The sequence below is a fragment of the Nitrogeniibacter aestuarii genome (genome assembly GCF_017309585.1).
Lineage (GTDB): Bacteria > Pseudomonadota > Gammaproteobacteria > Burkholderiales > Rhodocyclaceae > Nitrogeniibacter > Nitrogeniibacter aestuarii.
Genome location: NZ_CP071321.1, coordinates 1,515,875 through 1,529,655 on the forward strand (window position 1 = coordinate 1,515,875; position 13,781 = coordinate 1,529,655).

General features: G+C 64.9%; 17 protein-coding genes and 1 riboswitch. Of the genes, 4 read left to right on the top strand and 13 right to left on the bottom strand.

Annotated elements, in window-relative coordinates:
* Positions 1–65 precede the first annotated feature (65 nt).
* Positions 66–449: a DUF7674 family protein gene (locus J0W34_RS06995; protein ID WP_230971173.1), complete on the bottom strand. Its 384-nt coding sequence runs from the start codon at positions 447–449 to the stop codon at positions 66–68.
* A 456-nt stretch (positions 450–905) separates the two neighbouring features.
* On the opposite strand from J0W34_RS06995, the gene J0W34_RS07000 reads away from it, so the two are divergent.
* The 3 genes from J0W34_RS07000 (at position 906) to J0W34_RS07010 (ending at position 2,828) form a co-directional block, all read left to right on the top strand.
* Positions 906–1,589, top strand: a complete 684-nt coding sequence (locus J0W34_RS07000) for an ArsR/SmtB family transcription factor (protein ID WP_227816798.1) — start codon at positions 906–908, stop codon at positions 1,587–1,589.
* A 64-nt stretch (positions 1,590–1,653) separates the two neighbouring features.
* A riboswitch (cyclic di-GMP riboswitch) is annotated at positions 1,654–1,741 on the top strand.
* Between the two features lie 106 nt (positions 1,742–1,847).
* Positions 1,848–2,183 (top strand): hypothetical protein, encoded by a 336-nt coding sequence (locus tag J0W34_RS07005; protein WP_227816799.1) that lies wholly within the window; start codon positions 1,848–1,850, stop codon positions 2,181–2,183.
* 45 nt (positions 2,184–2,228) lie between these two features.
* Positions 2,229–2,828, top strand: a complete 600-nt coding sequence (locus J0W34_RS07010) for a c(7)-type cytochrome triheme domain-containing protein (protein WP_230971174.1) — start codon at positions 2,229–2,231, stop codon at positions 2,826–2,828.
* Here the strand turns inward: J0W34_RS07010 and J0W34_RS07015 are convergent.
* From J0W34_RS07015 to J0W34_RS07045, 7 genes are read right to left on the bottom strand one after another with little or no spacing between them, the layout of a single operon-like run.
* Complete coding sequence (locus J0W34_RS07015; RefSeq protein WP_230971175.1) at positions 2,825–3,553, bottom strand: Crp/Fnr family transcriptional regulator; 729 nt, start codon at positions 3,551–3,553, stop codon at positions 2,825–2,827. The two genes, J0W34_RS07010 and J0W34_RS07015, sit on opposite strands and share 4 nt — an antisense overlap.
* A 2-nt stretch (positions 3,554–3,555) precedes the next feature.
* On the bottom strand, positions 3,556–4,788 hold the full coding sequence (locus J0W34_RS07020; RefSeq protein WP_230971176.1) for a ligand-binding sensor domain-containing protein: 1,233 nt from the start codon (positions 4,786–4,788) through the stop codon (positions 3,556–3,558).
* Positions 4,789–4,802: 14 nt separating this feature from the next.
* Entirely contained in the window at positions 4,803–5,873 is a 1,071-nt protein-coding gene (locus tag J0W34_RS07025) for a ligand-binding sensor domain-containing protein (RefSeq protein WP_227816803.1), read from the bottom strand.
* Positions 5,870–6,166, bottom strand: a complete 297-nt coding sequence (locus J0W34_RS07030; RefSeq protein WP_230971177.1) for a c-type cytochrome — start codon at positions 6,164–6,166, stop codon at positions 5,870–5,872. Before J0W34_RS07030 ends, J0W34_RS07025 begins: the two co-directional genes overlap by 4 nt.
* A complete protein-coding gene (locus J0W34_RS07035) occupies positions 6,163–6,837 on the bottom strand; it encodes a tetratricopeptide repeat protein (RefSeq protein ID WP_227816805.1) in 675 nt (224 codons plus the stop codon). The genes J0W34_RS07030 and J0W34_RS07035 overlap by 4 nt, the downstream gene beginning before the upstream one ends.
* 33 nt (positions 6,838–6,870) lie before the next feature.
* Positions 6,871–8,232: a sigma-54-dependent transcriptional regulator gene (locus J0W34_RS07040; protein ID WP_230971178.1), complete on the bottom strand. Its 1,362-nt coding sequence runs from the start codon at positions 8,230–8,232 to the stop codon at positions 6,871–6,873.
* Entirely contained in the window at positions 8,213–9,772 is a 1,560-nt protein-coding gene (locus J0W34_RS07045; RefSeq protein WP_230971179.1) for a sensor histidine kinase, read from the bottom strand. Before J0W34_RS07045 ends, J0W34_RS07040 begins: the two co-directional genes overlap by 20 nt.
* Positions 9,773–9,948: 176 nt before the next feature.
* Between J0W34_RS07045 and J0W34_RS07050 the strand changes: the two genes are divergently transcribed.
* Positions 9,949–10,467 carry a tetratricopeptide repeat protein gene (locus J0W34_RS07050; protein ID WP_230971180.1) on the top strand — a complete coding sequence of 173 codons (519 nt, stop codon included), beginning with the start codon at positions 9,949–9,951 and terminating at the stop codon, positions 10,465–10,467.
* Between the two features lies 1 nt (position 10,468).
* Here J0W34_RS07050 and J0W34_RS07055 read toward each other — a convergent pair whose 3' ends face one another.
* From J0W34_RS07055 to ccsA, 5 genes are read right to left on the bottom strand one after another with little or no spacing between them, the layout of a single operon-like run.
* On the bottom strand, positions 10,469–11,062 hold the full coding sequence (locus J0W34_RS07055; RefSeq protein WP_227816809.1) for a Tll0287-like domain-containing protein: 594 nt from the start codon (positions 11,060–11,062) through the stop codon (positions 10,469–10,471).
* The gene (locus J0W34_RS07060) at positions 11,059–11,211 is read right to left on the bottom strand and encodes a hypothetical protein (protein ID WP_230971181.1); all 153 of its coding nucleotides are present in this window, start codon (positions 11,209–11,211) and stop codon (positions 11,059–11,061) included. Before J0W34_RS07060 ends, J0W34_RS07055 begins: the two co-directional genes overlap by 4 nt.
* Entirely contained in the window at positions 11,198–11,818 is a 621-nt protein-coding gene (locus J0W34_RS07065) for a tetratricopeptide repeat protein (RefSeq protein WP_230971182.1), read from the bottom strand. The genes J0W34_RS07060 and J0W34_RS07065 overlap by 14 nt, the downstream gene beginning before the upstream one ends.
* Positions 11,815–12,969 (bottom strand): hypothetical protein, encoded by a 1,155-nt coding sequence (locus tag J0W34_RS07070; RefSeq protein ID WP_230971183.1) that lies wholly within the window; start codon positions 12,967–12,969, stop codon positions 11,815–11,817. Before J0W34_RS07070 ends, J0W34_RS07065 begins: the two co-directional genes overlap by 4 nt.
* A complete protein-coding gene (ccsA, locus tag J0W34_RS07075) occupies positions 12,969–13,781 on the bottom strand; it encodes a cytochrome c biogenesis protein CcsA (RefSeq protein ID WP_230971184.1) in 813 nt (270 codons plus the stop codon). Before ccsA ends, J0W34_RS07070 begins: the two co-directional genes overlap by 1 nt.

The window sequence follows — 13,781 nt, forward strand, 5'->3', positions numbered from 1 at the left end:
GATTTACATAAGGGGCGCGACGCGGCGCGGCGCGTCCCAGCCCGAAGGGCGACTTGTTGTGATTGTTAGAGCGGTGTGCGCGCATGGAAATCAACATAAAGGTTTTTCAAAACTTGAGGAAGTACCTGCCAGTACGGCGCGGATTTCTGGGGTGATACCTGCCAAAACAGATTTTCGGCAAATGCGACATCTATGCACTTTTTGACTTCGGCACTACCGGTAAGGAACGAGCATTCTACAAATTGAAAGAACGCATGGCTTTCCGATATGTATGCCTCGCGTTGCATCTCGGAATTCAGCGCACGTGACACACTTTCAAACCAACAGTAAGCGTCTTCTGCTGCCGACGGTTGTTTCCCCCAATACTTAACGTGCTGACGATCCACTTTCTCAGCCAGCTCGGGAAATTTGGCGCGAGCACTTTCGAAAAACGCGGCGTTGTTTTCCATCAGAAAGCTCTAACGATAAGTAGACGCCCTAAACGACGTAAAACTTTCCGTCGTTACCCGTAAGGGGTGTTTCTGGATGATAAGAAAATTCAATTTATTCAACGGATTTTCCCCAATTAGTACGTCCTAAACGGAAAAATCAAATTCGTCGCTTTTGAGATGCTGACGAACTCGGGCCTGGCATAGTCGGACGCAGGGTCCAGGTCGCGGTTTATTGTCGAAATATGTTGATCGGATTAGACGACACCTCAACATGAATGGCAAGCCGGGCCGTGAGTGTTCCGTATATATGCATACCGACTGGAGCAGTCTCCTGGCGTGCGGGTCATCGATTGGCATCAATCATTCGACGGTGGTCGTGGAGAACGGCGGATGAGGTCGATCGGCTCATGAGGTGGAAACGCGGCGCTGGTTTCGGTGTAGAGTTGTCGTTAACTCTTCGCTTACCATCGAACCATGAAAGACACCCCTGATATTGCACAAGTCGCTTCACTCATTGGCGATCGCGCTCGCGCGGACATGCTCATGGCGCTCATGGCGGACCGAGCTTTGACGGCGACGGAGTTGTCGTCGGTGGCCGGGGTGACCCGGCAGACGGCGAGTACTCACCTGTCACGGCTGGTGGAGGCGGGGCTGGTGGTGATGTCGCAGCAAGGCCGTCAGCGCTTTTTCCGCCTGGCGGCGGACGATGTGGTCGAGCTGGTGGAACGGCTCATGGCGGTGGCGTTTCGCATCGGGGCGACTCAGGTGCGCAAGCCGGTGGGGACGCCCGCGCTGGCGAAGGCGCGTTTGTGCTACGACCATATGGCGGGGGATCTGGCGGTGTCCGCGTTTGACGCCATGCTCATGCGCGGCTGGTTCAGTGCTCGCCCCGGCATGCTTGAGCTGACGCCCACCGGGCGGCTGGGGCTTGAGGGTATCGGCATCATGGCGGAAAACCACGACACCGGCCGCCGCCCCTTGTGCCGCATGTGCGCCGATTGGGGGGAGGGGCGTCAGCACCTCTCTGGCGCCTTGGGTGCCATCATTCTGGATCACGTATTGACTGAGGGTTGGGCCGAGGTGGATGCCGAGCGGCGGGTGCTGCGGTTCTCCGATGACGGCGAGGACGCGTTCCGGGCCAGCTTTCTGCTCGAGTAGCTCAAGTTTTACGGCGCTGCCTCCGTTACTCTCAATGGGCAGCATCGCGATGGCGACACGCGCCCACCGACAAAGGCAAACCCGACCGAAAGGCGGGGGCGCAAAGTCACCGGCCTTCGGGGGGCAACTCCCATGGTAGCGGGACCGCCGGCACGTCAGGTCATCCAGTGTTCGCTGGTGTCATGACTTCAGTTTGCAGACGGTCGTGTCTTTCCGGTTCGACCTTGGCCTCCGTGGGTCGTCACCGGAGGCAGGCTCATGCGTACTTTCTTTTCCAGGCTGGCACGGTCAGTCGCGGTCGCCGCCGCGCTTGGGTGTTCCCCCGCGCTTTTCGCTGCAGCGCCTGCGGACTTCGCCTGCAGTTACGTGGGCGGGATTGACCTGACATGCACCGAGACGCTGAGCGGCACCGCGGTGCGTGTGCCCATGTATTCCGAGGCCTATGATCTGGCGCGCGTTCAGCGGCTCGCGCGGGCCGTGCTGTGCGGCGGTGCGGTCGATTGCCGGGTGCGTTTCGCCGATGAACCGGTCGCTCTGGCCGGGCTCGACCCGCTGGCACTTGTCGACCAGACGGACGCGGCACTGATCGACTGATCGGCGCCGGGGGCGATCTGGTCCCCGATTTGCTACGTATCGGGCATGAGACGCCCGATATCCCCCATTACGCTTTGCCTGTTCTTGCTTGGTCTGTGTGCGCCTGAAGCCGGCGCATTCCTGCGCGCAGTCGAGCCCAGACCGAGCACTTCGCAGCCCGCCGCCGCGACCGCAGCGACGCCCGAGGGCGAATCGATTCGCCCGAAGGGCTTTATCGATCCGGCCGGCCCCGGGAGCGCGCAATTGCAGCCACCCGGCGAGGCCTTGCACGGCCTGCCCAGAGATGCCGACGGCCGTGTCGATTGGGTGCAGGCCCTGCGAGATGGGCGCATCACGCCCCGTGCCGATGTGCGCGGCGAGCGCTCGGCTACGGTGCTCGACACCGATGTGCTGCTCAAGAACACCAAGGCCATGCCCTGGGTGCGATTCCCGCACCGGGCGCATACCGAATGGCTCGACTGCAGCAACTGTCATCCCGACCCGTTTCCGGCGGGGCAGGCGCCGTTCACCACCCGGATGGAATCCATCTTCCGTGGGCAGGCCTGCGGCAAGTGTCATGACCGGGTGGCGTTCGTGACCCATCGCAATTGCTACCGCTGCCACAGCGTGCCGCAGCCCGGCGCGGCCGCGGTGCCGATGCCCTAGCGCAGCGCCTCCTGCGCCAGCAGGCGGCGCACGTCGGGGATGTGCACGCAGCGCCCCTGGACTTCGATCAGGCCGTCGTCCGAGAGCTGGCGCAGCAATCTGGAAAAGCTCTCGTGCGTGAGATTGAGCAGCGAGGCGATGGTGCGTTTGGTGGCGGGCAGGGAAACCGTCTGCACGTTCTGAGAATCCTCGACCAGATTCGACAGGTAATGGACCACCCGCAAGACCCCCTTGGGGGTGGCATTACAGCAGATGCGTTCCATGAGCCGCTCGGCCCGGCGCGACACCTCGAGCATCACTCGGCGCGACAGGGCCGGGTCGCGCTCGAGGGCGTCGAGAAAGGTGGATCGGGGGATGCGCACCGTTCGCGTCATCAGGTTGGCCTGGGCCCAGTGACGGTGGCTGTGGCTCAGCAGCAGGTTGATTTCGCCGAACAGGTCGTTCGCTCCGAACAGTTCGAGCGCGCGCTCGCGCCCGTCGGCATCGAGCGCCACCAGTTGCACGCTGCCTTCGAGCAGGCAGAACACGCTGTCGGCGGGGGCGCCGCGCCGGTAGATCATGTCGCCGCGCTTGAAGCGCTCGATGCGCGCGTGGGCGGCCAACTGGTACTGAATGTATTCGTCGCACGGGGCGAAGAGGGGATGGCTGGCCAGGGAATGCATGATCCGCTGGCGGCGATGCGCGCGAAAGCGCGGCTCGGTGGCGTAGGTGGCGGAGCAGTCCATGATCAGTTCACCGCCATTTCGCCGCGCAGGTGCGCCACGCCGCCGAAGCTGCCCACCCACAGGCCGCCGTCGTCGGTGGTCGCCATGGAAAACACAGTGTTGTTGAACAGGCCATCTTCGGCCTTGAGAATGCGGAACTGGTCGCCTTCCTTGAGCGCCAGGCCGTTGTTGGTGCCGATCCACAGGCGGTCTTTGCGGTCGCGGTGGAGCATGAACACATGGTTGCCCGGCAGCCCTTCAAAGGTGGTCAGGTTGGTCCACTGGCCATCCTTGAAGTGCGCCAGCCCGCCACCCCAGGTACCGGCCCAGACGCTGCCGTCGGCATCGACCTCCAGCGAGACGATGTAGTTGGGGTTGTAGGCCTGATCCACGTCGTCCAGCCCCATGTCCTTCTTCTGCTGGGCGTGGTGGACCGAGGCCTTGGAGGGGTCGCTGTTGAAGGCGATGGCTTTCTTCACCTTCTCGTAGGGCGCGCCCACGCCACGAGCGTGATTCCAGTTCTCCCACTGGCCGTTCTCGAAGCGCGCCATACCACCTTCGGTGGCCAGCCAGATCTCTCCGTGCTTGCCCTCGGCCAGACCATAGACCCAGTCATTGGGTAGCCCGCCCTGGGTGCTGGCCACGGTGTGCAGCTCCCAGGCTGCGCGGTCGTCAAGCTTGCCGCCGCGAATGCGGTTGACGCCCGACCAGGTGGCCACCCAGATGTCGCCGTTGGCCGCCTCGATCACGTCGTAGACGAAGGCGTCGCCCAGCCCCTCGGGGATGTTGTAGGTCTTCCACTGGTCTTGCGCCTCGTCGAGCACCGACAGGCCGCCGCCGTAGGTGCCCACGGTGAGTCTGCCCTGGATGCGGCCCACGTAGAAAACCCCGTTGGAGAGCAGGCCACTCTTGACGTCGTAGAGTTTGAATTCGTCCTTGCGGGTGTTGTAGCGCACCACGCCGCCCGAGGTGGCCACCCACATCACGTCGTTGTCGGCGTGCAGGGCCTTGACGTTCTTGTTGCCGACGCGGAAATGGGTGAATTTGTCGCCCAGGTTGGCGCCGGTGGAGCCGCTGAGGGGGGCGTCCGGTGATGGGGCCTTGGCCGCTGTCGGCATGGCAGCCGGTGAGGGGGCTGCTGCTGTCTGCGGGGCGAGTGCGGCGGCAGCCGGCGCATCGTTCTGGCCGAGGTGGTAGGCGCCCACCAGGGCGATGGTGACGGCGATCAGGCCGATACCGAGTTGGCTGTGGTTCATGTGCGTTTGACTCCCTATTTGCTGCGGCCGATGCGGGCGACACCACCACGGGTGCCGACCCAGACATCGCCATTGGCAGCGGTGGCGATGGCATAGACATGGCTGTCGAGCAGGCCGTCGTGATGGGTGTAGTTGGTCCAGGTGCTGCCGTCGAAGCGGGACACGCCCCGGTTGGTGCCGAACCACAGGGCGTTGTCCGGATCGCGGGCGATGGCATAGACGATGTCGCCCACCAGGCCGTCACGGCTGGTGAAGTTGGTCCAGGTGCTGCCGTCGAAGCGCGCCGCACCGCCGCCCCAGGTACCGGCCCAGATGCGCTGTTGCTCGTCCACATGCATGGCAAACACGTAGTTGGGGTTGTAGGTGGCCTTGCCCGCCTGCATCGTCGACAGGTCGTGGCGCGAGCGGGTGCCCAGACCGGTGTTCTCGCTGGCCGGCAGCTGCGCCACGTTTTCGCCGCCCAGGCCGTCGGCATGGGTCCACGACGTCCACCGCTGGCCGTCGTACATGGTCACGCCGCCTTCGGTGCCGAACCACACCCGGCCGCTGGCATCCACGTCGATGCCATAGACCCATTCGTTGATCAGCTCCTTCACATAGGTGGTGAGCTTGCCGGTCTTGACGTCGAAGTGATTGACGCCGGCCCAGGTGCCGATCCACAGGTTGTCCTGGGTGTCGTTGGCGAAGGCGTAGATCCAGTAGTCGGCCAGGCCATGCATGGGGAAGTAGGTCTTCCACTGGCCGTCCTTGTAGCGCGAGGCGCCCCCGGCGTTGGTGCCGAACCAGGTGTAGCCGGCCGTGTCGGTGCCCACCGCGAAGACGTACTCGTTGGCCAGCCCGTCCTTGCGGGTGAAGGTATTGACGGCGCTCTTGGTGGCCAGGTCGATCTCATGCACGCCGGCCGAGGTACCCACCCACAGGTGCTTGCCGGTCGGGTCGATGTGCAGGGCGCGCACGTAGACGTTTTCGCCCACCTTGAAGGTTTCCTGCACGGGCGGTTTGTCGGCGGCGGCGGGCGTGGTGGCATGGAACGCCAGGAGTACGGTGCCGAATACGGCCGCGCACAGTCGTTGGAGTCGGGTCATCGGGGTAAGGTCCGCAAGTAGGCAATAAGGTCGAAAATCTCGGCGTCGCGCAGAATGCCGAAGTAGGCCGGCATGGCGCCGCGACCGGTCTTGATCTGCTGCAGCAGGTCCGTGTCTGCGCGCATCAGGCCGTCGCCGCGATTGAATTTGGGAGCGTTGGGGATGACGCCTTCGCCGGTGGCACCGTGGCAGCCGATGCAATGCACGCCGTACAGACGCTGGCCGTTGGCGACGTCAGCCGCGTGGGCGAGGCTGGCGATGCACAGCAGCCAGACGGCGAACAGGCACTTCATGAGGCGGTATCCGCAGGCAGCTTGCGACGGGCCTCGCTGGCGCGGTCGCGCCAGCGGGCGGCCTGGGCCGGGTCGGGTGTGAGTCCGTAGGCGCCGCGCTCGAAGGCATCGGCCAGGGCGTCAATGGCGGGCAGGTAGCCCAGCTCGGCCGCGCGGGTGATTAGGCTGCGGCCTTCAGGAGAGGCGGCATCCTGTGCGTCGAGTTCAGCATCGCCGCGCAGATAGGCCTGTGCCAGCGCGTTGATGGCCAGACGGGCGTCCTGGCGCGCTGCGGCGCGCAGCAGGCTCGCGGCGCGCGCCGGATCGCGCTCGGTGCCTTCGCCGGCCAGCAGCATCACCGCCAGACCGTACTGGCCATCGGCGTTGCCTTGCGCTGCCGCTCGGGTGAGATAGTCGATCGCGTCTTCGTCCATCTCGGCCTTGTCGAGTATGTCGCCATACAGGGCTTGCGCTTGCGCATGGCCGGCGTCGGCCGCGGTTTTGAGCGGTGCCATGGCGCCCATCATGTCGCCATCGCGATAGCGTTTTGCGCCTAGCTCGAAGTCCTCGACCGGGCCGGCCAGTGCGATGCCCGCAACACCGATCAGGCCAAAGAGGATCGAGCGCGCATTCCCGATGACGGGGGCGTTTTTCCCGAATCCGGGAATGAGCCAGAGGCATCCAAGCCGCATGTGTGTTCCTTTTCATGTCGGCCTGTCATGCACTCATGACAGGTCGGTGGTTTCCTCGAGCTTGCGGTACAGGCTGGAGAGTCCGATGCCCAGCCGTTGGGCCGCGAGGCGCCGGTCGCCGCCGGTCTCTTCGAGCATCCGGCGGATCAGCGCTACTTCGATCTCGCGCATCTGATCCCGCAGATACCCTTGATTAGCAATGGATGTGCCAGTGGATGAACCCAGTGCGTGGGCCATGGTCACCTCCGGCGGCAGGTCACTGGTGTTGATGCAGTCGTCGTCGGCCAGGATGCAGGCGCGGTTGATCACGTTTTCAAGCTGACGGACGTTGCCCGGCCATTCGTACTGACAGAGCAGGCGCTCTGCCTCGGGGGCCAGCGCAAGATCCCGCAATGGCCCGCTGCGCTGGGTTTCACGTGCGATCAGAAAGCGGATCAGCGGCAACAGGTCGCCACGGCGTTCGCGCAGCGGCGGGATGAGGATGTGGAACATCGACAGGCGGAAGTAGAGGTCCTCGCGGAAGGTCCCTTCGGCCACCATGCGACCCAGATCCCGGTTGGTGGCGGCGATGATGCGGCAATCGACCCGGCGCGGCTGTTCGGAGCCGATGGCGCGGATTTCCTTGTCCTCGATGGCGTGCAGCAGCTTGGTCTGCATGTGCATGGGCAGCTCGCCCACTTCATCCAGAAACAGGGTGCCCCGGTCAGCCTGGAGGAACAGCCCCTTGCGCGCCTTGTCGGCCCCGGTGAAGGCACCCTTGGTGTGACCGAAGAACTCGGATTCGAGAAGATTCTCGGGAATGGCACTGCAGTTGACCGGAAGGAACAAGGCGTCGGCGCGCTGGCTCTGCTCGTGAATGCTGCGCGCGAGCACCCCCTTGCCGGTCCCCGACTCACCGGTGATGAGCACGGTGCTTTCGGTGGGGGCGACCTTGGTGACAAGGCGCTCAAGGCTGCGCATGGCGGGTGAGTTGAACTCGAATGTCTTCGTTTGCGGCCGGCTGATCTGGCGCAGGACCTGGTTCTGCTCGCGCAGACCGCGCATGGCCGCCACCTGGCTGATGCGGTGAATCAGCTCATCGCCATTGACCGGTTTGGTGACGTAGTCGCTGGCCCCGGCGCGCAGGGCCTCGACGGCGCTCTCCGTCGAGGCGAAGGCGGTGACCATGATGAAGCTGGTCTCGATCCGTGAATCGCGAATCGAACGCACCAGATCCACGCCGCTGCCATCGGGCATCTTGATGTCGCACAGGGCGATATCCACGTCGCCGCGCACCAGCTTGCTCGCTGCCTCCTGGCAGTTGCGGGCTTCGTCGGTGGAGTAGCCAGCGCGCCGGCATGCATCCACCAGGATGTCGCGCACGGCGCGTTCGTCGTCAATGACCAGCACATGCATCGGGTTTGTCTGCCATGGTGTTGTCGTCGCAGTGCGGCACCGGGAGCTCGATCGTGGCGGTGGTGCCAAAGCCCGGGGTGCTGTCGATCTGCAAGATGCCGCCGGCCTCGCGAATGAGTTCCCGGCTCAGGGACAGGCCCAGGCCCGTGCCTTTGCCGACCGGTTTGGTGGTGAAGAATTCGTCGAACACCCGGGCGGCTGTTTCGGCATCCATGCCCTTGCCGTTGTCGGTGACCTGCAACAGCACGCGATCGTCCTCGCACCGGGTCGAGACCTCGATCCGGCTTTCGCTGCGGGACGTGTCCTCAAGCGCGTCGGCCGCGTTGATGAGCAGATTGAGCAGCACCTGCGTGAGCTGATCGGCAATGATGCGCACTGCAGGCAGTTCACTGTCGAGATGTGGCTCGAGCTTGAGGTGACGAAAGCGCTGGTCGAAGCTCAGAAACGCGCAGGTGTTGCGCACCAGCTGGTTAACGTCCTGCAACTGGGGCACTGCGGGCTGCGGGTGGGCGAAATCGGCGATCTGCCGGGTGATGGTGGAAATCCGCCGGGTCTGCTCCAGAATCATCTCGGGCTGGCAGTGCCGGCCGCGATGGGCACAGGCATGTTCCTGGCGCATGTCGAGAATGGCATCGGCCACGCCGCTGATGGCGGCGATGGGGTTGTTGATCTCGTGGGCAAGCTGGGCCGCCAGTGACCCGATGGCGGCCATTTTCTCGCGGTGGAATTCTTCCTGGCGACTGCGCTCGATGTGGCGCTCGCGCTCGCGCAGATCGTGCTGCATGCGATTGACCGCCTCGATGAGCCGGCCCACCTCGTCGTGGCGATTGACGGTCAGGGGGGCGCCGCGGTAACCCTGCACGATTTCCCGTGCGCGGGTCTCGAGTCTGAGAATGTCATCGCTGAGGCGTTTGAAGAACACCGTGATGGCCGCGCCCAGCATGATGAAGGCAATGGCCGAAAACACCATGCCTTGGAGGGTGACGCGGTCGTAGGTGGCCTGATAAGCATCGAGCAGACGCAGTTTTTCCTCCCGTGTCTGGTGGGTGATGGCATCCAGTTCGGTGATGAGTTCATGCAGGGTGTTGCGGGTCACCGCAAGCACCCCGCGCGTGGTCTGATGAACGATGTCATTGACCAGCGCTTCGAGCTTGTTGGCCAGCATCAGCACCCGGGCGTGACGCCCTTCGAGTGCCGTGAGCAGGGAGCGGGTGGCCTCGATCTCGATGACGGTCGGGGGGGCGGCGGACAGGGGGTCGGCGGCCGAGAACGCAATATTGACGGTCAGCAGGGTCCGGGCCATGGACATGTTGATCTGCACCAGCTGTTCCTCGGAGCGGTGAACGGCTTCGAGCTCATGGACCGTGTCGAGCAGCTTCTTGCGCTCCATGTTCGTGAACACCCCCACCAGCAACCCGTAAGTGACCAGCACCAGCAAGGCCAGCATGCTCTTGCCGCGCAGGCTGCCAAGCCATGCACAGCAGGCGCGCAGCGAAGCACTGCGGGTCATGAAGGGGGTGGTCGCGGATTCGGTGTTCACCGATGAGGGTTCCTGTCCCGGGTATGCAAATTGCTGATTGATCAATGACCGTCGAGCAAGAACGGTGCCGGCACGGTTGCCGAGGCCGGAAGCAACAACCTTTCAACAGACAAAAGGGGTGCTTTATTCCAATGGAGACGAGACAGATTCAGCGCCGCCGTCGGTGGCATGGTGTGATGACCGGCTTTTTACTGGCCGCGCTGGCGTCCGCCGTGTTCGCACAGACGGATATCGAGGCGGCGCTAAACGACTACGACAGCGGCAACTACACCGAGGCGGCGCCGGCCATGCAGTCGCTGGCGCGGGCAGGTAATGCGGTGGCCCAGTACAAGCTCAGCATCATGCATTTCTATGGGCATGGCGTTGCCGAAGATGAAAGCGAGGCCATGGTGTGGGCGCAGCGCGCGGCTGCCCAGGGCGAGGTGGACGCCATGTTCTTTATCGGCACGATGTACGTGTTTGGCGACACGGTGCATCAGACCGTGGACGATCCCGACGTGGAGGCGGCCAAATGGTTCTTCCAGGCGGCCAGCCGCGGCCACGCGGATGCCGAATACAGCCTCGGGCTGCTGTTTCTGGCGGGCAAGGGCGTGACCCAAAGCCAGGAAGAGGCGCTCAAGTGGATCGGGCGTGCGGCCGAGCATGGCCATGCCAGTGCCCGCGATTTTCTCGCCGGGCACCGGGGCGGGCACTGAGTCAGAGCGGTTTCTTGTAGGTGACGGCGCCGCGAATTTCGCCCTCGCGGTAGCCGGTCGCCTTGTCGTGCGGGTACTCCGTGTTCATCTGGGCGCGGGTGGCCGCGCTGATCTGCGCCTCGTCGCCATGGCAGTTCAGGCACACCGCCTTGACCGGAATGGCCTTCATGTAGCGGTAATACTTGCCCAGCGGCTCGCTGACCACCTCCCCGAATTCGATGGTCGATGGTGCTTCGCCCGCGGCTGCCCGGGCATCGAAGGCCCTGAGCACTTCCTGCTCCCAGGCATCGGGAGAGCCCAGTGCCGGGTTCCGCACACGCAGGCTCACCCGCTTGATCTGGACACCATACTTGCGTGACACCGACGAGGACACCTCGGGCGCGGTGTACTTGCACACGATCACCGAACGCAAGGCACCACTGATGCGGTATTCGCGCAGCAACTCTCCGGCGATCTGGCTGATGAGTTCTTCGCTGATCTGACGCGCGTCCGAGCGCAGCACGTCGGCATCGGGTGGTGGCGTCTGGGCGCTTGCCGGCAACGGGAGTGCGGTGGCTGCGGCGAGGACAGCCAGCGCTGGAAAGAGCGGTTTCATGGGGTGCGCTCCTGCAGTGAGATGGTGGAACAGACCTCCGGTGCATGACCCGGGCAGGCCTCGACGGACAGCGCCGGTGAGGCGCTCAGGCTTGCCAGCACCGCAAGGGCGGCAAGTGCGAGAGTGAAGACAAGATCACGGATCGGCATGCTTGATTTCCTCCGGTGTTCCTGTGTTTGGTAATCCGCTTCCCGGATTCGGGAAAGCGAGCGGTGTTTGCGGGGTCGAGCCGGTCCACTCCCACAAGGCGGCTTCGGCCTTGCGGCGGAATGGATCGTCGGTGCCTGCCAGGTGAATGTAGGTGCGCATCGCGCCGATGGCGCCCGGGCGGTCCTGCAGGGCGTCGAGGGCGATTGCCAGACCGAAATAGGCGTTGGCCTGCTGCGGATTGAGTTCGATCGCACTGGCGAAAAAGTGGCTAGCTTCCGTCCAGCGCGACAGGCCGGTCAGTGCATAACCCATATTCACGTGGGCTTCCGGCAGATCGGGGGCGTGCGCGAGTACCCGGTGAAAACTCACCATGGCGTGCTCGTATTCGCGCATGTGGAGCATCAGCACGCCCTGGCGGAACTGCTGTTTCAGCGCGTCGGCCCCTTTCGGGCTACGGCTACCCTGGGTGGGATAGAGCGGGCGCGAGGGCGCCAGACGGTCGAGCCAGTCAAAGCTCGGCCAGAACGCAATGACCGCGCCGAGGGCCAGAATGGCCACGCCGCTGCCCAGCCCGGCAGCCACGCGGGTGTCGGTGCGCCGGCTCATGTGATGCCCAGTCGTCGGGCGAGCGCGTGCCTCAGGGGCGCCGCCGAACCCATCGCCGTGAGCACGGCCAGGGCGGCCACCAGCCCACCGAGGCCGACCAGACTCGAACCGAGCAGAGCCAGCCCGTCGGCCGTGCTCGCGTCGAGCACCTGTTTGCGTGCGAGGTCCGAAGAGCCCGCGGTGAGCAGGCCGAGCATCATCAGGGCGAGGCCCGTGCCATGAACGCTGACGGCGAGGCGGGCCCGTGGCAGGGCCAGGGCAATGAGGCCGATGCTCACGGCGCCGACGGTGCCGTGATAGTGCGCCGGGATGGTCGTGTTCTGGCCGTCGATCAACCCGCCGATGAGCAGCCCGAGCACGCTCAGCGCCGTCGCCCAGCGGGTGGCGAGATCGGCATGCCAGGGCTGGAAGACGATCAGGCCGACGAACAGGCTCGACCCCAGGCCGGTGCGCATCACGGTCGAATGCATGTGATCGGCGTCGGCCAGTCCCGACAAGGCGAGGCCGGGCGCCACCACGCAGAGCAGGGCGGTGGACGCAATCAGGGCGGAACCCGTCCCTGGTCGGGGTGCGTGGCGTGACCACAGGCCCAGCAGCAGGACGGTCCAGGCAATCTGCAGCGCATGGCCGCCCCCCCAGAGCGCGCTTGAGGGTGTGTCGCCCATGGCCAGCCGGACGAGCACCTCGATCACGCCGGTCAGCAGTGGCAGACGCATGAAAGTCAGCGCAAGGGCCCAGGGGGTGGCAAGTGAAGACGGTGCCGTGATCGCGGCGGCCGTCAGGGCAACCGTGAAAAGACCGGCGCCGAGCCTGAAAAGGCCGTGATCGAGGTAGGGCAGGTAGTCGACCAGCACCGGTGTGCCGAGCCCGCCGAGCCCGGCCGTGACCATGAGCGCGGCACCTGCCATGGCAAGCCGGGCCGTTCGCGAGCCCGCGCCCCAGAGCCCGGCACTCATGGCGGCGAGCCACAGTACGCTGATCAGGGTGACGTGCAGGACCAGCGCCCGCTCGAACGCGGTCTGGGCGATCAGGCTCGAGAACAGCGGCGTGCGGGCCACCACCAGCAACAAAGCCATGAGGGCGCCGGCGGCGAGGGCGCAGAGGGCGAGGGTGTGCCAGGTGGATGCAGGGCGATCGGTGGGTGAAATCATCAAACGGCTCCCTGGTGAGGCACGGCGGAGATGAAGGGCACGCCGAAGAAGGTGAGAAAGGCCAGGGCAAACACCGCCATGATCATGGTGGCGTGGGCGGGGGGCGCCAGGCGCAGGGTGACGCGGGCGTGCAGGGTGGCGGCGAGCGCCAGCCAGGTGATGAAGGCCCAGGTCTCGAGTGGGTCCCAGGCCCAGTAGCGGCCCCAGGCGTCCTGCGCCCAGATGGCGCCGGCCACCAGCATCAGCGACTCGAAAACGAGACCGATGGCCAGGCAGCGGAAGGCCAGTTCATCCAGGCGGCGGTTGTCGGGCAGGTGGTCGAGCCGCTGTGCGCCCCGGCCGGTGCGACGCAGCAGGATGACCCCGGCCAGCCCGACGGCCACCAGCACCGCCCCCAGAAACACCTTGCCAAAGCCGATGTGGATGTACAGCCACGGGGTCTGGTAGGTGGGCGGGAAGTGTCCCTCGCCCGGGTGAGCCAGCATCAGCCAGCCCATCATCACGAACAGCACCGGCATGACCACCACCGCGGTGGCGCGAATTCTGGGGATACGCCAGTAGGCCAGGGTGAAGGCGAGGGTCAGGCTCCAGACGTTGGAGTTGAGAATTTCGAACAGGGTGATGAAGGGGCCGTGATCGAGTCGCACCCAGCGCATGCCGATGGCCAGGGCGTGTACGGCCAGGCCGCCGACGAGCAGTTGCAGGATGCGCCGGCCGGGCATGTGCCCGAGCGCCACGCGGATGATGGCCGTGCTGCCCGCCAGTACGTAGAGGATGATGGCCGCCCACAGCAGGCGCAGTTCGTTTTCCAT

Excerpts from the sequence above, each read along its gene's own strand:
- J0W34_RS06995 (WP_230971173.1), bottom strand. The coding sequence starts at position 449 with ATGGAAAACAACGCCGCGTTTTTCGAAAGTGCTCGCGCCAAATTTCCC.
- J0W34_RS07000 (WP_227816798.1), top strand. The coding sequence starts at position 906 with ATGAAAGACACCCCTGATATTGCACAAGTCGCTTCACTCATTGGCGAT.
- J0W34_RS07005 (WP_227816799.1), top strand. The coding sequence starts at position 1,848 with ATGCGTACTTTCTTTTCCAGGCTGGCACGGTCAGTCGCGGTCGCCGCC.
- J0W34_RS07010 (WP_230971174.1), top strand. The coding sequence starts at position 2,229 with ATGAGACGCCCGATATCCCCCATTACGCTTTGCCTGTTCTTGCTTGGT.
- J0W34_RS07015 (WP_230971175.1), bottom strand. The coding sequence starts at position 3,553 with ATGGACTGCTCCGCCACCTACGCCACCGAGCCGCGCTTTCGCGCGCAT.
- J0W34_RS07020 (WP_230971176.1), bottom strand. The coding sequence starts at position 4,788 with ATGAACCACAGCCAACTCGGTATCGGCCTGATCGCCGTCACCATCGCC.
- J0W34_RS07025 (WP_227816803.1), bottom strand. The coding sequence starts at position 5,873 with ATGACCCGACTCCAACGACTGTGCGCGGCCGTATTCGGCACCGTACTC.
- J0W34_RS07030 (WP_230971177.1), bottom strand. The coding sequence starts at position 6,166 with ATGAAGTGCCTGTTCGCCGTCTGGCTGCTGTGCATCGCCAGCCTCGCC.
- J0W34_RS07035 (WP_227816805.1), bottom strand. The coding sequence starts at position 6,837 with ATGCGGCTTGGATGCCTCTGGCTCATTCCCGGATTCGGGAAAAACGCC.
- J0W34_RS07040 (WP_230971178.1), bottom strand. The coding sequence starts at position 8,232 with ATGCATGTGCTGGTCATTGACGACGAACGCGCCGTGCGCGACATCCTG.
- J0W34_RS07050 (WP_230971180.1), top strand. The coding sequence starts at position 9,949 with ATGACCGGCTTTTTACTGGCCGCGCTGGCGTCCGCCGTGTTCGCACAG.
- J0W34_RS07055 (WP_227816809.1), bottom strand. The coding sequence starts at position 11,062 with ATGAAACCGCTCTTTCCAGCGCTGGCTGTCCTCGCCGCAGCCACCGCA.
- J0W34_RS07060 (WP_230971181.1), bottom strand. The coding sequence starts at position 11,211 with ATGCCGATCCGTGATCTTGTCTTCACTCTCGCACTTGCCGCCCTTGCG.
- J0W34_RS07065 (WP_230971182.1), bottom strand. The coding sequence starts at position 11,818 with ATGAGCCGGCGCACCGACACCCGCGTGGCTGCCGGGCTGGGCAGCGGC.
- J0W34_RS07070 (WP_230971183.1), bottom strand. The coding sequence starts at position 12,969 with ATGATTTCACCCACCGATCGCCCTGCATCCACCTGGCACACCCTCGCC.
- ccsA (WP_230971184.1), bottom strand. The coding sequence starts at position 13,781 with ATGGAAAACGAACTGCGCCTGCTGTGGGCGGCCATCATCCTCTACGTA.